This window comes from Huintestinicola butyrica (assembly GCF_025567215.1).
In the GTDB taxonomy this organism is placed as follows: domain Bacteria; phylum Bacillota; class Clostridia; order Oscillospirales; family Ruminococcaceae; genus Huintestinicola; species Huintestinicola butyrica.
Genome location: NZ_JAOQKB010000001.1, coordinates 355,774 through 378,814, shown reverse-complemented (window position 1 = coordinate 378,814; position 23,041 = coordinate 355,774). Strand labels below are relative to the sequence as shown.

22 protein-coding genes and 1 tRNA gene are annotated in these 23,041 nt (G+C 46.8%); 8 read left to right on the top strand and 15 right to left on the bottom strand.

The genetic code is table 11. The annotated features are described in order from the left end of the window. Nucleotides 1-8: 8 nt before the first annotated feature. The 4 genes from queC to OCV68_RS01730 form a co-directional block, all read right to left on the bottom strand. Nucleotides 9-689, bottom strand: a complete 681-nt coding sequence (gene queC, locus OCV68_RS01745; protein ID WP_022474170.1) for a 7-cyano-7-deazaguanine synthase QueC — start codon at nt 687-689, stop codon at nt 9-11. 286 nt (nt 690-975) lie between these two features. Beyond that, entirely contained in the window at nt 976-1,758 is a 783-nt protein-coding gene (locus OCV68_RS01740; RefSeq protein ID WP_147621792.1) for a ZIP family metal transporter, read from the bottom strand. 113 nt (nt 1,759-1,871) lie between these two features. Then, nucleotides 1,872-2,828 carry a glycosyltransferase family 2 protein gene (locus OCV68_RS01735; protein WP_147621793.1) on the bottom strand — a complete coding sequence of 319 codons (957 nt, stop codon included), beginning with the start codon at nt 2,826-2,828 and terminating at the stop codon, nt 1,872-1,874. A 20-nt stretch (nt 2,829-2,848) separates the two neighbouring features. Further along, nucleotides 2,849-4,741, bottom strand: coding sequence for a hypothetical protein (locus OCV68_RS01730; RefSeq protein ID WP_022474167.1), 1,893 nt, complete (start codon nt 4,739-4,741; stop codon nt 2,849-2,851). 286 nt (nt 4,742-5,027) lie between these two features. Between OCV68_RS01730 and OCV68_RS01725 the strand changes: the two genes are divergently transcribed. Then, complete coding sequence (locus OCV68_RS01725; protein WP_262570279.1) at nt 5,028-6,290, top strand: hypothetical protein; 1,263 nt, start codon at nt 5,028-5,030, stop codon at nt 6,288-6,290. Nucleotides 6,291-6,332: 42 nt separating this feature from the next. Here the strand turns inward: OCV68_RS01725 and OCV68_RS01720 are convergent, their stop codons facing one another. The 10 genes from OCV68_RS01720 to OCV68_RS01675 all read right to left on the bottom strand — a co-directional run bounded on the left by OCV68_RS01720 (nt 6,333) and on the right by OCV68_RS01675 (nt 15,737). Further along, nucleotides 6,333-6,884: a 4'-phosphopantetheinyl transferase family protein gene (locus OCV68_RS01720; RefSeq protein WP_262570277.1), complete on the bottom strand. Its 552-nt coding sequence runs from the start codon at nt 6,882-6,884 to the stop codon at nt 6,333-6,335. Nucleotides 6,885-6,946: 62 nt separating this feature from the next. Further along, on the bottom strand, nt 6,947-7,336 hold the full coding sequence (locus OCV68_RS01715) for an SCP2 sterol-binding domain-containing protein (protein ID WP_022474164.1): 390 nt from the start codon (nt 7,334-7,336) through the stop codon (nt 6,947-6,949). Nucleotides 7,337-7,561: 225 nt separating this feature from the next. Then, nucleotides 7,562-8,452: a carbohydrate ABC transporter permease gene (locus tag OCV68_RS01710; protein WP_262570274.1), complete on the bottom strand. Its 891-nt coding sequence runs from the start codon at nt 8,450-8,452 to the stop codon at nt 7,562-7,564. A 3-nt stretch (nt 8,453-8,455) separates the two neighbouring features. Next, nucleotides 8,456-9,433: a carbohydrate ABC transporter permease gene (locus OCV68_RS01705; protein ID WP_262570272.1), complete on the bottom strand. Its 978-nt coding sequence runs from the start codon at nt 9,431-9,433 to the stop codon at nt 8,456-8,458. Nucleotides 9,434-9,609: 176 nt separating this feature from the next. After that, nucleotides 9,610-11,070: an ABC transporter substrate-binding protein gene (locus tag OCV68_RS01700; protein ID WP_262570271.1), complete on the bottom strand. Its 1,461-nt coding sequence runs from the start codon at nt 11,068-11,070 to the stop codon at nt 9,610-9,612. A 61-nt stretch (nt 11,071-11,131) separates the two neighbouring features. Then, entirely contained in the window at nt 11,132-12,151 is a 1,020-nt protein-coding gene (locus OCV68_RS01695; protein WP_147621800.1) for a LacI family DNA-binding transcriptional regulator, read from the bottom strand. 420 nt (nt 12,152-12,571) lie between these two features. Then, nucleotides 12,572-12,814 (bottom strand): RNA-binding S4 domain-containing protein, encoded by a 243-nt coding sequence (locus OCV68_RS01690; RefSeq protein WP_022474159.1) that lies wholly within the window; start codon nt 12,812-12,814, stop codon nt 12,572-12,574. Nucleotides 12,815-12,880: 66 nt separating this feature from the next. Further along, the gene (locus tag OCV68_RS01685) at nt 12,881-13,174 is read right to left on the bottom strand and encodes an HU family DNA-binding protein (protein ID WP_262570270.1); all 294 of its coding nucleotides are present in this window, start codon (nt 13,172-13,174) and stop codon (nt 12,881-12,883) included. Nucleotides 13,175-13,199: 25 nt separating this feature from the next. After that, the gene (gene mazG / locus OCV68_RS01680; RefSeq protein ID WP_022474157.1) at nt 13,200-13,979 is read right to left on the bottom strand and encodes a nucleoside triphosphate pyrophosphohydrolase; all 780 of its coding nucleotides are present in this window, start codon (nt 13,977-13,979) and stop codon (nt 13,200-13,202) included. Between the two features lie 117 nt (nt 13,980-14,096). Further along, on the bottom strand, nt 14,097-15,737 hold the full coding sequence (locus tag OCV68_RS01675; protein WP_147621801.1) for an oligosaccharide flippase family protein: 1,641 nt from the start codon (nt 15,735-15,737) through the stop codon (nt 14,097-14,099). A 132-nt stretch (nt 15,738-15,869) separates the two neighbouring features. Between OCV68_RS01675 and OCV68_RS01670 the strand changes: the two genes are divergently transcribed. The 5 genes from OCV68_RS01670 to OCV68_RS14665 all read left to right on the top strand — a co-directional run bounded on the left by OCV68_RS01670 (nt 15,870) and on the right by OCV68_RS14665 (nt 20,957). Beyond that, nucleotides 15,870-17,060: an aminotransferase-like domain-containing protein gene (locus OCV68_RS01670; protein ID WP_022474155.1), complete on the top strand. Its 1,191-nt coding sequence runs from the start codon at nt 15,870-15,872 to the stop codon at nt 17,058-17,060. Nucleotides 17,061-17,089: 29 nt separating this feature from the next. Next, nucleotides 17,090-18,094, top strand: a complete 1,005-nt coding sequence (trpS, locus tag OCV68_RS01665; protein ID WP_022474154.1) for a tryptophan--tRNA ligase — start codon at nt 17,090-17,092, stop codon at nt 18,092-18,094. Nucleotides 18,095-18,177: 83 nt separating this feature from the next. Further along, nucleotides 18,178-19,068 (top strand): hypothetical protein, encoded by an 891-nt coding sequence (locus OCV68_RS01660; protein ID WP_262570266.1) that lies wholly within the window; start codon nt 18,178-18,180, stop codon nt 19,066-19,068. A gap of 117 nt (nt 19,069-19,185) precedes the next feature. After that, nucleotides 19,186-20,115: an acyl-CoA thioester hydrolase/BAAT C-terminal domain-containing protein gene (locus tag OCV68_RS01655; protein WP_262570265.1), complete on the top strand. Its 930-nt coding sequence runs from the start codon at nt 19,186-19,188 to the stop codon at nt 20,113-20,115. A gap of 65 nt (nt 20,116-20,180) precedes the next feature. Then, complete coding sequence (locus tag OCV68_RS14665; protein WP_317259193.1) at nt 20,181-20,957, top strand: GNAT family N-acetyltransferase; 777 nt, start codon at nt 20,181-20,183, stop codon at nt 20,955-20,957. Between the two features lie 101 nt (nt 20,958-21,058). Here the strand turns inward: OCV68_RS14665 and OCV68_RS01640 are convergent. Continuing rightward, nucleotides 21,059-21,135 (bottom strand) — tRNA-Arg (locus OCV68_RS01640). A 153-nt stretch (nt 21,136-21,288) separates the two neighbouring features. On the opposite strand from OCV68_RS01640, the gene spoIIR reads away from it, so the two are divergent. Together spoIIR and OCV68_RS01630 are read left to right on the top strand one after the other, a co-directional pair. Next, nucleotides 21,289-21,915, top strand: a complete 627-nt coding sequence (gene spoIIR, locus OCV68_RS01635; RefSeq protein WP_262570264.1) for a stage II sporulation protein R — start codon at nt 21,289-21,291, stop codon at nt 21,913-21,915. Between the two features lie 187 nt (nt 21,916-22,102). After that, nucleotides 22,103-23,032 (top strand): LysR family transcriptional regulator, encoded by a 930-nt coding sequence (locus OCV68_RS01630; protein WP_022474307.1) that lies wholly within the window; start codon nt 22,103-22,105, stop codon nt 23,030-23,032. The last annotated feature ends 9 nt before the right edge of the window (nt 23,033-23,041 follow it).

The following is a 23,041-nucleotide window of genomic DNA, read 5'->3' as shown; positions in this document are numbered from 1 at the left end:
TGCTTTTATCAGTACAGATCAATTCCGTTTGCAAGAAAGGCCGCACGGCGGTCACGGCAGGTTCCGCATACCTTGCATGGCTCGTCGCCGCCCTCATAGCAGCTCCATGTCATTTCATAAGGCACACCAAGCTTCTTGCCCTCGGCAACAACTGCCGCCTTGTTCATTCCCGCAAAGGGAGCTTCAATTCTCAGCTGCTTTCCGCTGCCCTCATAAATGGCAGTGTTCATAGCCTCAACAAATGCCATAGAGCAGTCGGGATATGCGTTGCCTGCGGCATCATCGGCATGTGCGCCGTACATCAGCAGAGTGCAGCCCTTGGAAAGCGCTACACTTGCGGCTGTGGAAAGAAAAAGTCCGTTTCTGAAAGGAACATAGGTGGAAACGGGAGAACCATCGGTCTTTTTGAGCTGGTCAGCATATGACTCGTGGGGTATCTCCACATCGGAGTTTGCCAGCAGCGAACAGTCGGAATACCGGAAAATAGTTGAAAGGTCAAGCTTTATATGTTCAACACCGTAATATTTTGCAACATCGTCCGAAGCTTCCATTTCCTTTTTGTGCTTCTGACCGTAATATATAGACAAAGCCACCACATTTTCCTTGCCGTATCTGTGGCACGCCATAGCCAGCAGTGTAGTGCTGTCAACACCTCCGCTTGAAAGTACAAGAGCTTTTTCAGATGACATATTATTTACCTCCGCAAGTTTACTTTTAGAACCTGTCTTCATAAGAAAAGTGTGCGGATTTTCGAGCATAATTTTGTTGCAGAGTAGGCAAAAATCCGCAGGCGGGCTTTCGCCCGGCAAGGATTTTTAACGCAGTCTGCGGCAAAATTTGCCGAAAAGACGTGCGCATATGCTTGTGAAGACGGGTTCTTATCATTATTATATCATATCGGGAGATAATGTCAATAAAAAAACCTGCAACGGAGCTTATTTCAAACTCACATTGCAGGCTTTGTACATATGGATATTATCCCAGTGCCACATCAAGTATCATCATTATCACAAATCCCACGGCAAAGAATATGGTGCCGATGTTGGAATGAGGCTCTTCGGACATCTCGGGGATAAGCTCCTCCACGACCACATATATCATAGCTCCTGCCGCAAAGCTGAGCAGATATGGCAGCACAGGAACTATAAGCCCCGCCGCAAGTATTGTTATCACCGCTCCCACAGGCTCGACCGCTCCCGAAAGGATACCATAAAAGCAAGCCTTGCCCTTTGACATTCCCTCACTTTTAAGGGGCAGTGAGATTATGGCTCCCTCGGGGAAATTCTGTATGGCTATTCCCAGAGACAGCGCCAGCGCTCCCGCTGCGCTTATGGTTCCGTTTCCTGCTGCCATGCCTGCATAAACCACGCCCACAGCCATGCCCTCGGGAATGTTGTGCAGCGTCACTGCGAGAACGAGCATGGTGGTCTTTTTGAGCTTGCTGTGAGGCCCCTCCGCCTGCTCGGCATTTATGTGCAGATGAGGGATAATGTTATCAAGGATAAGCAGGAACGCAATTCCCAGCATAAAGCCCGCAGCCGCAGGGATCCACGCCGCCTTGCCCATATCCGCCGACTGCTCCATGGACGGGATAAGCAGGCTCCACACGGAAGCCGCCGTCATTACTCCTGCCGCAAAGCCTATAAGCGCTCTGCGCACGGAGATATGGAACTCATTTTTCATAAAAAAAACACACGCCGCTCCCAGAGATGTTCCCAGGAACGGTATCAGGATACCTCTTATTATTTCTGCCGTCATATTATGTTCCCCTTTCAGCTGTTATCAGTTAGCAAGAGCTAACCGCATACTATTTGTAAAGCCGAAGATGACCTCGGCTTACAATAAAAGTATATCACACTATTTAAAGCGTGTCAAGAACGTTTTTCATCTGTGCGCTCGCTGATGATATATCTGGGACGGTGCTTGACCTCCATATATATCTTGCCCACATACTCGCCGATAACTCCAAGGCAGACAAGCTGTATTCCGCCGATAAAGCAGATGATACTGGTCATACTTGCCCAGCCCGCAACGGTATGACCTATAAGAGCCATAACTACCGACCAGATAACGCCTATAAAGCTTATGATAGCAACTATAACTCCGATAGAAGCTATAAGTCTCAGCGGCTTTACACTAAGGCTTGTAATGCCGTCAATGGCAAGGTTCAGCATCTTTTTCAGGGGATAATGGGTAGTTCCCGCAATTCTCACGTTGCGCTCGTAATAAACGGAAGTACTCTTGAAGCCCACCAGAGGGATAAGACCTCTCAGGAAGAGGTTTACCTCTTGATACTTGCTCAGCTCCTTCATGACTCTGTTGGAAAGCAGGCGGTAATCCGCATGATTATAGACGGTCTCAACGCCCATGGCGGACATAAACTTGTAAAAGCCCTCGGCAGTGACACGCTTGAAGAATGTGTCCGTATCACGCTTGCTGCGCACGCCGTAAACCACATCACAGCCGTCAAGATAAGCGTCCACCATATCGTCCATAGCGTTGATATCGTCCTGACCGTCGCAGTCGATAGAAATTGTCATATCGCACTTGTCGATAGAGTCCATAAGCCCTGCCAGCACTGCATTCTGATGTCCCCTGTTGCGGCTCTGGGAAATGCCCTTGAAATGCACGTCCCGCTCAGCCAGACCGCAGATAATGTCCCATGTCTTATCCTTGCTGCCGTCATTTACGAAAAGAATACGGCTGTCATCGCTTATCTTGCCCTTTCCGATAAGGGAAGTGAGCTTTTCAAGAAACATCTCGCAGGTAATGGGAAGCACCTCTTCCTCATTATAGCAGGGAATTATTATGTATAGTATAGGATCCATAGCATTGACCTCTTTAAATATCAATTTTTCTCAGCCTTTTCCTTCTGCTCTTCTTCGATCTCAACGTCAATTATGGGCACGTCAACATATTCGTCCTCGGGAACCAGTTTGAAAGTGTGCATAATAGAACCCATAACACGCTCAGATGAATAGAACCGGAGCCTGTATCCCGGAAAGACCTTCTGCTCAAAATCGTCAATAACGTCCTGCTCAAGAATTCTGTCCTCAAAAGCACCCTCATCAAGATTAAAGGTTGCATTGCCGATAGTGACCTTGCCCTCATCGTTCTTATCATCGAAAACGTCCGCCGCCTTGAGCTGAGATGCGTCAATGACAATATAGCAGTCCTTGGTAAGGTCCATTTTTGCCATTTCGTCAAAATTAAATCTATATGAATAGTTGGTAGTGGGGAAAACTCTGCTGCTGTGCATAAGCTTATCGGTGAAGCAGGTGGTGACCCACTCGGAATTAAGGCAGAGAATGTACTCGCTGTTAGGCGTGCAGGTATCCTCCAGCAGACCCTCGCCCATCATCTGGCTGGGAAAAAGGTAGCGCTTTGTGCAGAGGAGATTGCTGCTGACTATGGCAAGGCATACGGCAACGGCAGTGATCGGTCCCACAAACTTCTTTATGGGCTTTATCCATGTTACAATGTACCACACCGCTCTGAGGATAACGAATGCTGCCCAAGGCATTACCACAAAAAGGTATCTGTCGGTGTGTAAGAGCATTACATTGATATTAACGCTCAAAGAAACGACTATCATTTCAAAGGCTGTGCCCATAAGTGCAAAGAGGAAGAAAAAGTCAAAGTTCTTTCTTACATATTTCCATGCGTCTCCTGCCTTGCCCATGGCTTTTTTGAACCACTCTTCCTTGCGGAAAAGGAAGCCGAGAGGGATACATACCGCTGCCAGAAGTACAACAGCAACCACCACATAAGAATACCATGATGTGGCAAAAGGAGAAATGCTAATGCCGGTTATGGCATTGAGTACGATAGAAGCGCAGCTTCTGAAGCTGTGGATAAGGGGCATTTTTGTGGCAAGTCGGCTCTCTGTATTCTCCATAAAGAAAAGGTGATGTATCGTTGCGGGGAAAACCGCAATAGAAAGTCCGATAGAGCCCAGCATTGTAAGGGCATACGCAAACATCATCTTGAACTGCTTTTTAAAGAGGTAATAGAAGCAGTAGCAGGCAGCTATTCCGAAAGCAGCCACAAGGAAATAATGGTGAGTGAGCGCACCCAGGAATGCGAATATTCCTATTTTAATAAGATTCGATTTTACCGTGCCTTCTCCGTAATAAAGGCGACAGTGATAGTAAAGATAAAGTATGCCGAACATTGTTACCAGAGAATACATTCTTACGAACACATTCAGGTTGATAAATCCGCAGCTGAATCCCCACATCACGCACAGGAGCAGCCCGAATACCTTTGACCTTGATGCTGTTTTTCCAAGCTTATAAAGGAACACCTGACCAACAGCCATGGCTGCAATATTTATCACATATCCGAACCATTTGGAAAATGTATCGGGGAAGAACGACGAAATGGTATGGAGCAATGTAAAATAAAGGGGCGGGTGCATATCTATGGACTGGTTATACCACACGGAATCGTATCTGAACTGCTCGCCCTTCTGGACGGTCAGATAATGTAGAAAGTCAGAGCCGTCCACCCACTTGTGGCACTTGGAAACGTCCTGAGAAAGGGTATCGCCGTATATAAAAGGCTCATAAAAGGAATTGGCAAGGCCGTAGCTCCAGACCTCATCGCTGTGATAGCCTTCCTTTTCAAATATAAAATAGTAGGAAACCACCATTATCTGCAAGACTACTATAACGGCAAGTATAATATTGCATACCTTTGAATTTTCCGATATACTTTTCAGACGCTCTTTGAAACTCATAAGACTGCTCCTTATAATTTGCTTTATGTCGGATATCATTTTGATAAATTTCTGTAAATGCAAATTTTACAAATGACATCTTTATGATAAATTATATACTTTTTTACCCTGCTTGTCAATGATTTTATTCCAAATCCATTGACTTTAGTGTAAAAATACGTTATAATAATTAAATAATCTTTTATGTATGTTTGGATAAATATGCTGTGCATCAAGGTAACAGCCTGTTTTTTCAGACAATTCTTTTTTCTATGCGCATTTATTCTACAAGGAAAGGACGTTTTTAATGCCTGAAAATACTACAAACGGCGAAAGCGAAAAGCAAAGCTTTTCACCGCTGACAAGTACATTTTACAGCAGATACACGTGGCTTTCGGTGGTGTCTGTGATACCCGCAGCTGTGGCTGTTTTTATGGGTTCCGAAGATCTCGGATATATGATAGATGTGACCGCTGCGGCGCTCATCGTGATATTTTTCGGGATCACCAAGTATTCATTTCTGAAAAAAAGAGAAATTTCGCTGGATATGATGATAAAGAACGAAAAAGCTCTTGATTCACGTCTAATGGGCAGCCTTGGCGACATCGGCGGAATAGGAAGCACGGTGGCTGCTGTGGCAGGCATCGCATACGCTTTCATAAATCTGTATGTCAGGGACGGAGGCGTATTCTCCTCAGGTGATTTCTACATACCGCTGCTGAACATTTCGTCAAAGGCGATATCCATCGGCACGCTTCTTGCCTGCATAACATCAAAGGAAAGCATATCCGCTTCGCTTTACATAATAGCGGGACGCACCTTCAAGGCAAGCGGCAAGGAGCTTATCAAAAAAGCCTGTCGTGTGACCCACAGCACGGAGGCTATGAAATACCTGAGAAATATGGCAGTCATCAGGCTCACAACCTCATTATCCGTGGGAACAATATCGGTCATATGTATTGTCAGCGGCACAGGTTCGCCTTACAGCTGCATTCAGCTGGCGGTGATATATGTGCTGACGGCGGTTCTCTCCGATATGACAGCCTGCCCCAGCGGCAAGAGCTTCACCGAAGAAAAGCTTTCCCTCTGGGACAAAAAGCACAAGTCAATGTGCGCCATAAACAGCATAATGTTCGTGATAATAGGATTCTTCTTTATTTTCAGCTTCCCTATCCAGAGCGTTTACAGCAATTATTCCACTGTTAATCAGTACGATTATTATGAAGAAGTTGATACCACAATACAGGCATTTTCGGTGCCTGATACGGCGACCGAATCGGCTCCCCTGCTTACGGGACTTTTCCTTATCACAGTATTTATGATGGCTATAGTTTCGGCATCGTCTCTGACCGACAAGGACGACCTGGTGGGCGGATTTATTCCGTTTGCACATTACAAAACAGGTTTGATAGCCCTTGCAGCTGGCATAATCGTAACAGTGATATGCAGCATCATTTATCCTCATATGGCGCTTGACCCCTTACAGTGGCTTGTGGCGCTGAGCATTGCCTGCCTTATAATTATCATCAACATTATAAGCTTTGTGATCCTGAACAGAAGATCAAACTGATATAAAAAGCTTTACAGATCTCAAACCTGTAAAGCTTTTTTGTTATACAATTTTAAGCCGAATATCCGTATTCTCCGAACAGCAGACAGATATCACATATCCGTCAAGGAAGAATCGCCTGAAATAAAGGGCTGTGTCGGAAATGATATTATCCCCGTTGAGTGAAAAGTGCGCCTCACCCATTGCTGCAAGTCCCCTGCCGTCTGCCTTGGAGTAGGCTTCTTTCAGCGTCCAGAGGGTGATGAAAATAATATCTCTGTCGCTCTCGGGAGCAGAGGATATAAGCTTCTCCTCCGCCTGAGAAAACACTCTTTTTACAGCTCCTGCACTTACCTTTCGCAGCGCTTCGGCATCAACGCCGCAGACCTTATCCGATACCAAACACGCTGCCAGACCGCTGCAATGGGCGATACTGAAGAATATACGAGGATACTCGGGCAGATATGGCTTTCCAAGCTTGCCATACGAAATATCGCTCTCGGTTATCATAATGCCGTATTCACTGCGCACTGCATTTATCAGCAGGCTGATCCCCTCGCTGTGCTGTACAGCTCTGCGGTCGTGACTGTCATCTATTCTCTTACAATAAAGCACAGCACCCTCCTACATAAGAAAAAAAGCGGGCACATATCGTACCCGCTTTTTGCTTTATCCGATCAAAAAACAGCCTTTGCAAGGATAATTGCCTTACCCGCATTACCCTGCATCTTGATGTCACCGTTTGCGATAGCGGTCTCAATAGCCTTCTTGCCGGCAATAACGCCTGCAAAAACATCAGCATCAGCATCGATCTCGATATCAGCGCCACGGTAATCGAAAGGCTCAACGACTGCAATGCCGTTTGCAATAAGAATATAAAGGATGCCGTCAACAGAACCGAAAAGCTTTACCTGAGCTGCTACTCTGGCATCTACAGGAGCCTTTGCCTTGGCAACCTTTGCCTTGAACTTATCAACGATCTCCTCGTATGTAAGAACCTCTGCTGCAGCAGGAGCAGCTGTCTCAGCAACAGTCTCAACAGCAGCCTTCTTAGTTGTCCTTGCCATCATTATTCCTCCTAAAAACTTCTTATGATATTGATTCCCACAGTAGTTCATAATTATTTTATAGATTTATTATAGTATTATTGTACAGATTTGTCAATAGCCCTGCAAGACTTTCAGCATTTCAAACAAGTACGCCAATTTAGCGTTATATTTTTGTTAAGTTTTACACAATAAAAAAGAGCAGCCAAAGCTGACTGCTCTTTATAAAATCATATATTGTGTGAATTATTCCTTAACGCCGCCCAGTGCAACACCTTCAACGATAAATCTGGAAAAGATGAAGTAAACTACTACAACGGGGATAATGGAAAGCATGATAGCTGCGTACTTAGCACCGTAGTCAGCAAGCTTATCGTTGGAAATGATGGTGTTTACCATCATAGGAAGTGTGAGCTGCTTCTGCTCTCTTGAAATAAGGATCATAGAGGGCATATAGTAGTTGTTCCAGTTAGCAACGAAAGCGAAGATTGCCTGAACTGCGATAGCGGGCTTCATCATGGGGATACCGATGGTGAAGAAGGTTCTGTACTCATTGCATCCGTCGATTCTTGCAGCCTCAACGATCTCCAGCGGGAAGTTGGACTTCATTGACTGTCTCATGAAGAATACAACTGCCGGAGCAGCGATAGCGGGAATGATCAGAGGAAGGTAGCTGTCGGTAAGTCCGAGCTTGGACATGAACTGATAGAAACCAACTGATGTAACCTGTACGGGGATCATCATTACCGCAAGGATAATGGTGTAAGCTACGTTCTTGAGCTTGAAATCATAAACCACAAGACCGTAAGCTGTCATGCAGGAGAAAAGAACTGTAAGTAATGTTGTGGAGAATGCGATGATACCACTGTTCTTATAACCGATAAGGGCATTGTACTGTACCTTATTGGAGCTTGCCCATTCGTTCAGGGTACCGATGTTCTCAAAAAGCTTGAGATGAGGGATAAGTGAAACGCCGCTTCCTGTGATATCAACGGAAGCTCTTGTTGCGTTTACGATAAGGACATATATAGGGAGCAAGCTGATGATCGCAAGAAGGATCATTACAGCTGTTACAAGACCTGTTCTGATCTTTATGGCCTTGGTATTGCTCTTGGTTCCTGCCATAGTTGTACTCATGGATTACAGACCTCCCAACTTAGACTTTAATGCCTTGGAGCCCTTGCGCTCCTTTACCTTATTGTCCTTGTCTCTGTTAACAGCAAAGCAGATAGAGCCAAGAAGTGCAGTTACGATGAACAACAGTACCGAAGCCGCTGCCGAATAACCGTAGTTTGGCTTGAGGCTGTGGAAGTGGTTGTAGATGAATACTGCGATAGTCTCTGTATAGGGGTTCTGGGAAGTACCCATATTGTACAGATAAGGCATATCGAACATCTGAAGTCCGCCGATCATGGATGTAACCATTGTATAGAGCATGATAGGCTTAAGAAGAGGGATAGTGATGAGGAAGAACTGCTGGGAAGCAGAAGCTCCGTCAATGTTTGCTGCCTCAAAGAGTGAAGGATTGATGCCCATGATACCGGACATAAGCATGATGGTGGTATTACCGAACCACATCCATGTCTGAATAATCATGATCATTACACGGGACTGGGTCTTTCCTGTTACGAAAGGATAAGGTGCGCCGTCAACACCCCAGTTCATAAGCATCTTATTGATAGCACCGAACTGTGAATCGGAGAAAAGCATTACGAAGAGAGCCGCTACTGATGCCGCAGTTATAATATTCGGCATATACATAACGATCTTGTAAAATCCCTTACCTTTTATTTTCAAGTAAGCATCTGTGAACCAGGCTGCAAGCAGAAGTGAGATAATGATCTGCGGAATGAAGTTACCGAACCAGAGGATAAGAGTGTTCTTCATAACTCTGAAGAAGTCATTTCTTACAGCCTTAGCCTGTCTTGTTTCGGCATAATAAACGTTTCCGTTATCATCAGTCTTCTGACCCTGACCGGTCAGGATAGCTCTGAAGTTGTCAGTTCCTACCGACTCGGTTATAACTGAACCGTTGCTCTGTGTGCTAAGATAAAATGTATTGAACAGTGGATATATCTGAAAAAACGCATAAATTATAAAGAATGGAAGGATGAACAAGTAACCATACTTAGCATAACTTATAGAGCGACTTTTCATGTTTGAGCCTGATACCATAAAAATTCTCCCCTCAAAATAAAAAATAAAGTGCTTTTTTTACATTTATGGGGCAGACAAATCTGCCTGCCCCATTGATGTAAAAAGTTATTTAAGCAGTTGTACAGTTTGCTTTTCGATTATTCAAAATCAGAGTAATCGAGTTCAGGGAGAGAACCTGCAACCTTGTCAACGAAGCCGTCGATAGTAGCATCAACAGAATCGTAAGCACCCTGGCAGTACTGAGTTACAGCGTCGTTGAATGCCTGCTTGATAGTGGAGTCGTATTCAGTGATACCACCGGCCATATCGATCTGAGCAGCAACGTCGTTGAGAACTTCGAACTGGTTCTGACCGCCGAGAACACCTTCACCTGCGTAAGTACCGTCAGCAAGGATACCCTCCATTGCCTTCTTGTTGGATACGAACTCACCCTTGGACTCTGCATATGCACGAGCAGTATCAGCGTCAGAAGTGAAGAAAGAGATGAATTCCTTAGCAAGCTCGGGGTTGTTGCATCTTGTAGCAACAGTTGCCCAAGTACCGCCCCAGTAGAAAGGCTGAGGTCCAACTACTACCTTCCACTTACCGTATGTAGCTCCGCCTTCGCCGCCGGCAGCCTGAGTAAGGATGGAGTTACCGAAGCCCCATGTGGATACGAAGTAACCCATTGTGGAATCGGTCTGACCAGCTGCATACCAGTCTGTGCTCCACTGAGCAAGATCCTTAACAACGTAGCCGTTGTCGTACATGGACTTAGCGAGGTCGATGAACTTCTTGCACTCGTCATCGAGCTGAAGCTTGTTATCAACTACCCAAGGAGTCTTTCTTGCAGCGGAGAATACCTGCCATACACCACCCATTGTGGAGGTGAGAGCTGTTCCGCCGTTGGAAGCGTCCTTAACCTTAGCAGCAGTATCAACGAACTTATCCCAGTCAGAAACGAGAGCCTGGAAATCGTCAGGAGTTGTAACGTTCAGGTACTTCTCAGCGAGGTCTTCTCTGTAGCAGAATCCGCCTGCAGCAGCCTGCCAGGAAAGACCCTTCTGAACGCCGCTTGTGGACTTACCGATCTCAAGAGTATAATCGTAGAGGTCAGCGTAGTCAGCATCGGTGAATCCGATATCGGAAAGGGGCTTGGTAGCGTCGTCATCATTGATGTACTTGAGAGCCCAGTCAGCTTCAACGAACATGATATCAGCATCGTTGGATGCGTCTGCAAGGTAAGCATCGTAGTTCTCAGCAGCCTCGCCGCCGCCGCAACCAAAGCTCTTTACATTGAACTCGTCCTTGGAGTGACCTGTCTTCTCGCAGAAGAGAGCGAGCATGGGGTCGATATCATCGGTGTTCCAGCAGAGAACTGTGAGCTTGTCGCCGTCAGCAGCTGTATCAGCAGCAGCGGTGTCATCAGCAGCTGCAGTATCATCAGCAGCAGCATCGTCAGCAGCTGCAGTATCGTCAGCAGCAGCATCTGCAGCAGCAGTGGTAGTATCAGCTGCGGAATCGGTAGCAGGTGTTGTGTCGTTGCCGCAAGCAGCGAACATGGAACCAGCCATTACAACAGATGAAATCATTGCAAGAGTCTTCTTTAAATTCTTCATTTGGTTTTTCCTCCTTAATGATATATTATATTTTAAAATTTAAAATATAATAGCGTGGTTTTTATCGGTTCAGATCTCTGACCGATGCTCCTTCAAGCAGATTTCCTTTTATTATGAGCGGAGGCTCATTTGCGGAGATCTCCTTGTTTATCAGTGAGATAAGTCTTTTCGCCGCTTCGGATCCCAATCTATCGGTGTCCTGCCTGATAGTTGTGAGCCTCGGCCTCAGAGCCTGTGACAGCACGATACCATCGTATCCCGCTATGGAGATGTCCTCCGGAACAGACAGCCCCAGCTCCTCCAATGCATTCAATGCTCCCAATGCTGCAAAATCGTCCGGCAGAATGATGCACGTCGGTCTGTCGCTGCAAGACAAGACCTTTTTTACAAGAAGCTCGGCACACTTGGTATCATGGTAGCGCCCCTGCAAAAGGAATTCGCTCCTGATATTTATATTCAGGCGAACCAGTGTTTCCTTGAAAGCCTTTACTCTTATCAAGGTAACGTCTGAAGGATCGCCGTAAATATACGCAATTTTTGTATGGCCCTTGCCTGCGATATACTCCACAAGCTGCCTCATTCCCGTTTCATTGTCGGAAACCACCGAAAGGTGATTCTGAGGCACATGGTCGATGCTGACAATGGGAACATTGCTTGCAAAAAGCTCATCAAGAGTGCTCTTGTCAACGTAATCATCAACGCTGACTACCACCACTCCGTCCACATTGCGGTACATGCAGTGCTCATACGGGGTCATTTTCCGTTCGCCGATATTTCCGCTGATAAACGTAATATCGTACCCCTCGGACTCGGCTTCTTTCTTGAAGCTGTCGAGCACCGAAGCAAAATAGTTCTGGGTAAGACCGCTGTTCGTCTGTTCTGTGAAAAGAACACCGATGTTATATGTACGGTTCGTTTTCAGCGCCCTTGCCTGGGAATTGGGGAAATATCCCATCTTCTTTGCAGTTTCCTGCACAGTCCGCTTTGTGGTTTCGCTCACATCTTTGTGGTCATTGAGCGCTTTGCTGACAGTAGCAATCGAAACGCCGCAGACCGCTGCAATATCTTTGATTGAAACCATAATAAGGATACCCCGGTTCATAAGTCTGACCGGAAGCCGTTTGTAAAATATGCACACATTACTGACACATATCTTACAGGTTCTGAACACCTTGACTAAGCGCAACACGCTTTAAACGTTTTCGCTTCCAGTGATTTAAATATACAACCGTTTCACCAAAAAGTCAATGGTTTTTATTCAAGATACGAAAAAAATAGTTGTTTTGCACAAGAGAGCATTTTCATTTTATAGCAATGTGACAGACAATTCTTCGCAATCAGGTATAAACCCGTCATAAATTTCTGACGTTCCCCACTAAAAAGCATAACGGTTTACGAAAAATATTATGCAGATTACTGTCACTTTTACCCTCTTTTTTGCATACTTGTGAATAATATAAAAAGGCGGCTGCCGAAACCTTTGCCTCGGCAGCCATCTTTTTTATTCGATCACACGGTAGTTATCGGAAGCATTTTCCTTCGTGGCATACTCGGAAACGTTCAGCACCTCGACCTTCAGGGGCTTTGAGCCCATGCAGATCTCGATGATGTCCCCCACCTTCACGTCATATGACGCTCTGGCAGCCTTTCCGTTCACAAGCACCTTATCGGCATCGCACGCCTCGTTTGCCACAGTTCTGCGCTTGATGAGCCGTGTCACTTTCAGATATTTGTCCAGTCTCATATTTAGTCCTCCGCATAAAAAAAATTGCGCCGCTTTATTCAGACGGCGCAGAGCATATGTTTGCAATTACTTAACGTCAACAGCGTCCTTGAGAGCCTTGCCTGCCTTGAATGCGGGAGACTTTCTTGCAGGAACGAGAACCTTTTCCTTGGTTCTGGGGTTGATTGCTTCCTTCTCCTTCTTGTCTCTTACCTCAAAAGTACCGAAGCCTACGATCTGTACCTTATCGCCGTTGGTGAGAGCCTCTGTGATGGAAGCTACTGCTGCGTTAAGAGCCTTCTCGGAATCCTTCTTGGAAAGCTCGCTCTTCTCTGCGATTGCGTTGATAAGATCTGCCTTTGTCATTGTCTTTACCTCCATAAAATTTAGCGCATAAAACGCTTATTTATTGATTTTTCGCTTTCTGCCAGTAAGCGTCCAGCGTATCTATGTCAAGGGAACGCATATCCTTCCCTTCACAGCGAACCATATTTTCCGTCTTTTCAAATCTGTCAACGAATTTATCTGCGGCACGGGTAAGCAGCTCCTCAGCGTCATAGCCCTTTTTGCGGACAACGTTTACAGCCGCAAAGAGCATATCGCCCAGCTCCTCAGCCTCATTCTCGGCCGATGCTGCCTTTACCTCTTCTATCTCGCTTTCAAGGGACTTCAAAGCTGCCTCGGCATCGGGGAAATCCATGCCTGCACGCTCCGCACGCTTGCCTATCTTCTGCGCCCTCATAAGAGCGGGAAGAGCGCCGCAAACGCTCCTGAGAGTTTCGGTATAGGTCTCCTGACCCTTGGTCTTCTGCTTGATGTCGTTCCAGTTTCTGAGAACGTCCTCGCTGTCCTTCACCTTTACCTCGCCGAAAACGTGGGGGTGACGGACAATAAGCTTCCGGCAAACATCATTTACAGAGTCTGCAAATGTAAATCTGCCCTGTTCCTCCTCAATTCTTGCGTGGAATACCACCTGGAGCAGAACATCGCCCAGCTCCTCCCTGAGAAGCTCGCTGTCCTCAAGGTCGATAGCCTCGCAGACCTCATATGTCTCCTCGAGAAAATCCTTTCTTATGGACTTATGATCTTGCTCCCTGTCCCATGGGCAGCCGTTTTCGGAACGGAGGATCTCCATTATCCTAAGCAGATCGTTTATGTCATATCTGTCCTTGAATTCAAAATCCATTTTTAAAAGACTTCCTCTCACGGGATTGGAAAAGTTCAAGCCCCAAACGGCTTGAAACCGTCCTTTTAATATATTAACCGATAAATCCGAATAATTCAAGTGGGTTTTTGAATTTTTTCAAGAAATCAGCATTTTTAACGTACTTTTCGTAATTACGCCCGAAAAATATGTGCTTAATATGTAAATTATTGCTCCCGTAAGGCATGAAACGGCGGTTTTTATCATTATATGAGAGCCTGTGGGAAGCTGTTTTGCGGTGATGAACGCTCCCGCTGCGCAAAGCGCTCCTGCGGCGAATATTTTTGCACAAATCCCCATTGTCCGCCGCAGTCTGAGACCGCCGTGGGAAGCCAGCGCCCAAAGGGACATGACGCAGATAACAATGTAACAGATGAGTGTTGCTATAGCCGCTCCCGTAACGTTAAGTCCCGGGACAGATGTGAGGATAAGATTTCCCGCAAGCTTAACCGCCGCACCTATGCCCATGAGCTTCACGGGGATATCCGCCCTGTCCGCCGCCTGGAGCACCGAAAACGCCGCTGACGATATGCAGACAAAGGGCACGGCAAGTCCCAGAACCCTCATGGCATCTGCGCACACGGCTATCTCCACCGTGCGGCCTGAGAAAAGGAGCGTAAGTATCTCCTCCGCAAGGACGGAAATGCCCAGACCTGCGGGAACGGATATGACAGCCGCCGCAAATATCACCCCTGCGGAGCATTCACCCAGCCGCTTGTCATCGCCCGCAGCCTTTGCCGCAGAAGCAGCAGGAAGCATGCTTTTTCCAAGCATATTTGTAAGCGATGGTATCAGATTGAAAAGCGTCACTGCCAGCCCCGTAAAGCTGCCGTAAATGAAATTTGGCATATCATTATAAGATATCCCCGAGCCGAGAAGGTGTGAGAACACCCACGGTGTCTTTGCAATGACCGTTTTGAGGGAGCGCATAATGGTCACAAGGTCAATAAGGGAGGTAAGGTTTATGACCAGTGCTCCTGCCGCCATGGGAACGGCAGTTCTAAGCAGCTCACGGTCTATCTCCCTGCGTCGGCGGACGTCAGCTTTTCCCCTGCCCTTTATCATTATATAGATAAGCCCCGCAAATGAGGACAGCGTTACGCCCATAACGGCAGCCGCAGCCGCATATGGCACAGCCGCTTCCTCAGCCGTCACTCCCCTGCCCGTGCAGCCCGTGAGCCTGAGGAAATCCTCGGGGTAACTTTTGGCAAACCAAATGCAGCCGCCGCAGAGGACTAGTCCCAATATGGTCTTTGCAAAACCCTCTATGACCTGTGAAACGGCGGTGGGATACATATTTCTCATGCCCTCGAAATATCCCCTGTAAACGGAAACAAGGCAGCCTGCCAGCACCGAGGGGGCTATTGCCATAACGGCGGGCAATGCCTTTATATCCCCCGAAACAAATCTGCACAAGGGATATGCTCCTATAATTATTATAAGTGTACCCACAGCTCCCACAGCTCCGAAAAGCCTCAGCGCCGCAGATTTTATCTCCCCTGCGCTGTGCCTGCCAGATGCCTCAGCAGCTGCCACAGCCTTTGCCGCAGCTGACGGCAGCCCCGTTACCGACACAGCATAAACGGGCATAAAAATGCCGTATGCCGCCGAAAAATATCCCATGCCCGTACCGCCCAGCATATTTGCCAGCGGTATCCTGAAAACTGCGCCCATTATCTTCACTATCAGCGCTGAGACCATTAACACGGCAGAACCGTAAAGAAAGCCTTGTTTTTTCAATTTATCACTCCCGAAACGTCACAACATCAAAAATTTGCCCCTACAGCAAGTCCATATAAAAATATATGTTGCGTTTTTCGGGAATATGTGGTATAATCTGTTTATACATATACTGATAAAAGGAGATATTCTATGAAATACACATTTTCCGATAAGATATCAAACCTTAAACCCTCTGCTATAAGAGAGATACTTAAAATGACATCTGACCCCAACATAATCTCATTTGCGGCAGGAAATCCCGCCCCCGATGCTTTCCCTGTGGAGGAGATCCGCCGCATTACTGCCGATATACTGGAAAAGAACCCCATCGCAGCTCTCCAGTACAGCGTTACCGAGGGCTATGCTCCCCTGCGTGATGCAGTAAAGGCAAGACTTGCTTCACAGCACTCCTTCGTTCCCGAAAAGGACGAGCTTATCATCACATCGGGAGGTCAGCAGGCTTCCGAGCTTTCCTGCAAGGTATTCCTCAACGAGGGCGACACACTTTTATGCGAAAGCCCCAGCTTTGTAGGCTGCCTTAACGCATTCAAGTCCTACAACTCAAAGCTTGTGGGAATCGAAATGGACGATGAGGGCATCAAGGCAGACGACCTTGAAAATGCTGTTAAGGAAAACAAGAACGTTAAGCTCCTTTATGTTATCCCCAACTTCCAGAACCCTTCGGGAAGATGTATGTCCGCTGCCCGCAGAAAGGCTGTTTATGACCTTGCCTGCAAGTATGACTTCATTATCCTTGAGGACAACCCCTACGGCGAACTGAGATTTGCAGGCGAGGATATTCCCTCGATCAAGTCTCTTGACACTGAGGGCAGAGTTATTTACGCAGGAAGCTTCTCCAAGGTGATCTCCCCCGGCATGAGAGTTGGATTCGTTGCAGCTGCTCCCGAGATAATCTCCAAGATAGTAGTATGCAAGCAGGTATCGGACGTTCACTCCAATATCCTTGCTCAGATGATATGCCACAGAATACTCACCGAGTACGACTTCGACGCTCACATTGCAAAGCTCCGTGAGATATACAAGAGAAAATACACGATCATGGCTGAAAGCATCGAGAAGTATTTCTCCCCCAAGGTAACTGTCACCAAGCCTCAGGGCGGTCTGTTCATCTGGGGAACTCTTCCCGATGGTGCGGATATGCAGAAATTCTGCAAGGAAGCCGTTATGAGAAAGGTAGCTGTAGTTCCCGGCAACGCATTCCTTACCGATGACACAATGCCCACCACCAGCTTCCGTATGAACTTCTCCACACCCACAGACGAGCAGCTTGTTGAGGGCTGCAAGATACTGGGCGCTCTCACCCACGAGATGTTTGACTGATAAATCTTGATTTGAAAGGATAAATAACCATGGAAACACAGGAAAAGAAGATAATTTTCAGCGGAATACAGCCCACAGGCACATTCACCCTCGGCAACTACATCGGCGCTATCCGCAACTGGGGCAAGCTCCAGGACGACTACAACTGCATCTACTCTATCGTTGACATGCACGCTATAACAGTAAAGCAGGACCCTGCTCAGCTGAGAAAGCATACTATCGAGGCATATGCCCTCATCATGGCCTGCGGCGTTGACCCTCAGAAGTCCATCGCTTTCATTCAGAGCCACAACAAGTGCCACGCTGAGATGAACTGGGTGCTCTCATGCTCCACCCAGTTCGGCGAGCTTTCCAGAATGACACAGTTCAAGGCAAAGTCCGAAAAGCACCCTGACGATATCAACGCAGGTCTGTTCACATATCCCGTGCTCATGGCAGGCGATATTCTTCTTTATCAGACTGACCTGGTTCCCATCGGCGCAGACCAGAAGCAGCACCTTGAGCTTTCAAGAAACGTTGCTCAGCGCTTCAACCAGAAGTACGGCGAGCTGTTCAAGATTCCCGAGCCTTACATTCCCGAAAAGGGCGCAAGGGTAATGAGCCTCCAGGACCCCACCAAGAAAATGTCCAAGTCCGACGAAAATCAGAACGGCTGCATCTACATTCTTGATGATAAGGACACCATTGTGAGAAAGTTCAGAAAGGCTATCACCGATTCCGACTCCAAGGTAAGATACGCTGAGGGCAAGGACGGTATAAACAATCTTATGACCATCTATTCCGTTGTCACTGGCAAGAACTATGACGAGATAGAGCAGGAATTTGACGGCAAGGGCTACGGCGACTTCAAGACCGCTGTAGGCGAGGCTGTGGCTGACCATCTGGAGCCTGTACGCACCGAATATGCACGCCTTATCGCTGACAAGGCATACATCAAGGAGTGCTACACCAAGGGCGCAGAGCAGGCAACAAGAATTGCTCAGAAAACTATGTCCAAGGCTTACCGCAAGGTCGGCTTCGTTGACATCAGATGACCTGACACACCCGAAAAATCAGCTCCCGAATCCCTGCGGCTTCGGGAGCTTTTTGTTACTGTGACCATGAAAGGACATTTTAAATGAACAGCAAGCTCATTCCGACAGGCTGCTTTACGGCATCGGTGCTGTCGCTCATCATATCAATATCAAAGTACATTTCATCGGGCAATTCTGAGCTGCTTGTGGGCGGCGTGATACTTACGATACTTTTGGCAATCGTGGGACTGAGGGTGCTTTTAAAGGACAGACCATCGCTTTTCAAGGGAATACTTGCCCTGTCGCTGATGATACTCTGCGGAGGTATCGGCGTTTTCATCGGCATATGCGTATATGAATCAGGCGATGCGGATATCAAAGCGGTGTATATCGGCATCGGCTTCGGTCTGTTTTGCACTGCAGTGGGAATATGTATGTTATTTATGTTCAAAAACCTATACAAGACATTTTACAGCCCAAGCTATCCACTGACCAGATATACAGCAGAAAAGGTTCGTGAGGCATATGCCTTTCACCGTGGGGAAAATGACCCCAAGCAGCTTATTGAAAAGGAGCTTGCTCCCAATGCTCTTACAGTCGGAAAAACGGGTCATCTTGACAGGCTCACAGCGCTTATAGACAAATGCGGCTGCTCCCGTGATGAGTTCAACGCAGATTATTACAAGGGCGAGATATTCCGAGGCGATATGCGTATGCTGAATGTGGGAGATATTTTCACTATCTACTGCGATATGGGCGCAAACCAGTTTGTTTTCAGAAACAGCGACATAATTTATGTGGGGCCTTACATTGAGACCGATGATATCTCGGGCATGACGGTACAGCGCTTTAACATCAAGCTGCGCATAAAGGGCGAAGAGGTCTATCACGTTCTGCGCATCGCCCAGTACATGGACAGACCTGTTCTTGACGCATTCAGGAAACGCCGTGAGCTGCTTGACCCTGAGTGCGAGATATTTGATTATCCGTACTGATGACTGTATAATTGTAATAGCAGTCAAACTTATTTGACTTGCAGAATTTTTTATGCTATAATATCCGCTGAAAGTAGTAAGCATTAGCTAATAATCACTTTCAGATCGGAGTGCATTATGAAGAAAATAACTTTTTCAAACAGCAATGACGGATTTTACGGTACATATTATATAAATCCCAACGGTGCGGACAATGCGGTGATAGGACTGTTCGGTGACGACCCTAATGATTACATGGCAAAATGCGGCGCTAAATGGCTGCACAAAAACGGTGTAAATGTTATGTGTATGTCACCTGACGTAAAAAACTACAGCCACGTTAACTATCCTCTGGAAAGGATAGGAACTGCTATCAAATGGCTTAAAAGCAACGGCAACAAAAAGATAGGCATAATGGGAATGAGCACTGCGGGAATGGATTCCATAGCTGCGGCTTCATACTATCCCGACATCACACTGACTTTCGGGCTTACTCCCAGTGATTTCATCTGGCAGGGATTTGAACAGGGCGAAAAGGACAGCTGCAAGGAATGGCCCATTCCAAATGCGTCCACCCTTTCATGGGAAGGCAAGCCTATCGCTTATATGCCCTTCGTTTATCAGCATCCCGAATATTATCGCATAATAGAAGAGGAAACCAAGGGTTCGGGCGATGTAACACGCAGCACAAAACTGTTTATCGACTCGGAAAAGGCAAGAGAGCACACCGAAGAAGAGATGATAAAGATCGAGAACATCAAGGGCAAGCTTATCCTTATCGGAGCAGAGGACGACAGCTTCTGGGAGACGGGAAAATATATCCGCCGTATGGATAAAAGACTGCAGGAACACCCTCACAGCTGCGACTATGAGGCAATCGTTTATGAGCACGGAACTCATTTTGTCCTGCCCGAATCCCTGCTTAGAACAGCTCTTCCCGTAGGACTTAAATTTGTGCTCAAATTTGTATTCAGGGCAGCAAAGGAATATCCCAACGAGTGCGAGGCAACAAGAAAAGATATTGACAAGCGGCTTTCGGCGGCTATAAAAGAGTGGATCGCTAAGTAAAGAACACACGCCCGGCCTCCGATGTTCCTTTGAAAAGCTCTTATAACTATATTAAAGGAGTCAGCATGAAGATCATCGAATACTACAGCTGCGGCGACCAAGGCAGCTATCTTTCACAAATAAAGCAGTCGGACTGGGGAGCGGGACAATATCTGTATGAGCTTCTCCGTGACGGCAGCCTGAAAGCTCTCTGCGGTGAAAGCACACGGGTGCTTATGCTTACCGAGGGTGGAAAACTTATGGCTTTCTGCACCCTTGCGGACAAGGACGACATTCAGCCCACGGAGCTTTCGCCGTGGATAGGCTTTGTATATACATTCCCCAAGTATCGTGGAAAGCGGCTTGCAGGCTATCTGCTAAGCTATGCGGAGGAAGCAGCTCGGAGCGAGGACAGGGAGTTTGTCTATATCTCCACCGACCATGTGGGGCTGTATGAAAAATACGGCTATGAGTTTTTTGAGGAAATGCAGTCCGTCTCGGGAGAAATTTCAAGGGTTTACCGCAAGAGCCTGAAATATGACATCATCGGCAGGACGGTAAACGTGAAGATTGACCGACCCATGGGCAGCTGTCACCCGAAGCACGGTTATGTTTATCCCGTAAACTACGGCTATGTCGATGGCATGATCGCCCCTGACGGCGAAGATCAGGACGTATATGTGCTGGGCGCAGACAAGCCTCTCAACGAGTTCACGGGCAGGATAATTGCCGTTATCCACCGCTTTGATGATATGGAAGAAAAGTGGGTGGCTGCTCCTGAGGGCATGAGCTTTACCAAAGAGGAAATTTACAGGCAAGTGGGATTTCAGGAGAAATTTTTTGACAGCGAAGTGAGAATGTGATATAAAACAGCCCGCTCTCGGATATCTGAGAGCGGGCTGTTATTTTTATAAAATACATTATAAAAAATAAAAGCCACGCAGAAAATTCTACGTGGTTTTTATGGTGCGCTGCAAGGGACTCGAACCCCTGACCTACTGGTTCGTAGCCAGTCACTCTATCCAGCTGAGCTAGCAACGCATTGCTTTATTCAGCTTTATTATTATATCACTTCTATTCTCACTTGTCAAGTGTTTTTTCAAAAAAAATAAAAATTTCCCTGTGATGTGATTATTTTTCCAAAATAAGCCAATATTACTGACAGATCAAACATGACGGAAAGGACCCTGTATTATGAAAAAGAACTACATAGCATCTGACTCGGCTGTTATTGCGGCGATAATGGCAATATCTCTTCTTATAAGCGGCATATTCACCGCAGTTTCATCGGAAAAGCACATTGAAGAAAGCCTGGTGCGACTGCATATACTTGCAAATTCTGACAGCGAGCTTGACCAGCAGCTAAAGCTCAGGGTGAGGGACGCCGTTCTTGCATCGTCAGATGAACTGTTTGAACCATATTCATCTTCCGAGGAAGCAGAAGAGGCGCTGTCCGGCCAGCTTGATAAGATAAAATCCATTGCCGACAGCACACTTGCGGAAAACGGCTGCGATGACAGAACAGTCTGCGAGATAACCTCTATGGTCATCGACAGACGTGAATACGGGGAATATACCGTCCCCGCAGGCAGATACACCGCTCTCAGGATAACCATAGGCGAGGGAAAGGGGCACAACTGGTGGTGCGTTATGTACCCTCCCCTGTGCGTTCCCTGTGCCGGTGTGGATATGACCGATGAGGAGATTATGGAAAAATACGGCGGTGAGCTTACCGAGGAGGACATTGAGCTGCTCACCGAGGAGGGATATAAGCCGAGGCTTTATATTGCGGAGCTTATAGGCGGGCTGCTGGAAAAATGATACAGTGCCGCTGTCAGCAATGATCATTTGCGGTCAGACTTTCGGGTCTGACCTTTTTTTCTGTCAACTTTTCCGTGACTATAGACAAACGTAAAAAAATAGGTTATAATGTAATATGCACAAAAATATATGTCACCCTGTAAAATTTGCATACCTGTCACTGTGACGGTCTGAAAGGAATGGTAGGATGAATCTACAGCATCTGAAATATATGGTCGAGGTGGAGCGTGTAGGCTCCATTACCAAGGCTGCCGCCAATCTTTTTATGGGTCAGCCCAACCTCAGCAAGGCTATAAAGGAAGTTGAAAACGAGATTGGCATAACCGTTTTCAAGCGAAGCGCCAAGGGCGTTTTTCCCACTGAAAAGGGCGCTGAATTTCTGGAATACGCCAAAACTATACTGGTGCAGATGGAAAAGATCGAGGGACTTTACAAGCCAGAGCTTACCGATACTATACGCTTCGGCATATCTGTCCCCAGAGCTACGTATATCACCCACGCTTTCACCTCATTTGTCAACGAGCTTGACCCCGCAAAGAGGATCTCCATTGATTTCCGTGAGACAAATTCCATGGACGCCATCAGCAACGTGTGCGACAGCACCAGCAACCTCAGCGTTATCCGCTACAATATGGATAACGAGGAATATTTCATGTCGCTGCTCAGCGAGAAAAATCTCCGCCATGAGATTATACTCAAATTCAACTACCGCCTGATACTCTCAGCGGACAATCCCCTTGCAAAAAGCGATGATATTTCGGAAAGTGAGCTTTCGGAATATATTGAGATAATCCACGGCGACTATGAGATACCATACATCTCATCGGGATATATCCGCAAAAATGACAGCGGAGCTGTTCACAGGAGAATATACGTATATGAGCGTGGAAGCCAGTTTGACCTGCTCACTGATGTGGACAACACCTTTATGTGGGTCTCTCCCATGCCCGAGGACACGCTGAAACGCTTTAATCTGGTGCAGAAAAAATGTCGTGAAAGCATCAAGCAGTATGCTGATATCCTGATATATCCCTCCTCATACCGCATTTCCGAGTATGACGAGGCGTTCATAAACAAGCTTTACAAAATGCGTGACCAGGTTGCGGCTGCGCTGTGATGAAAGGAA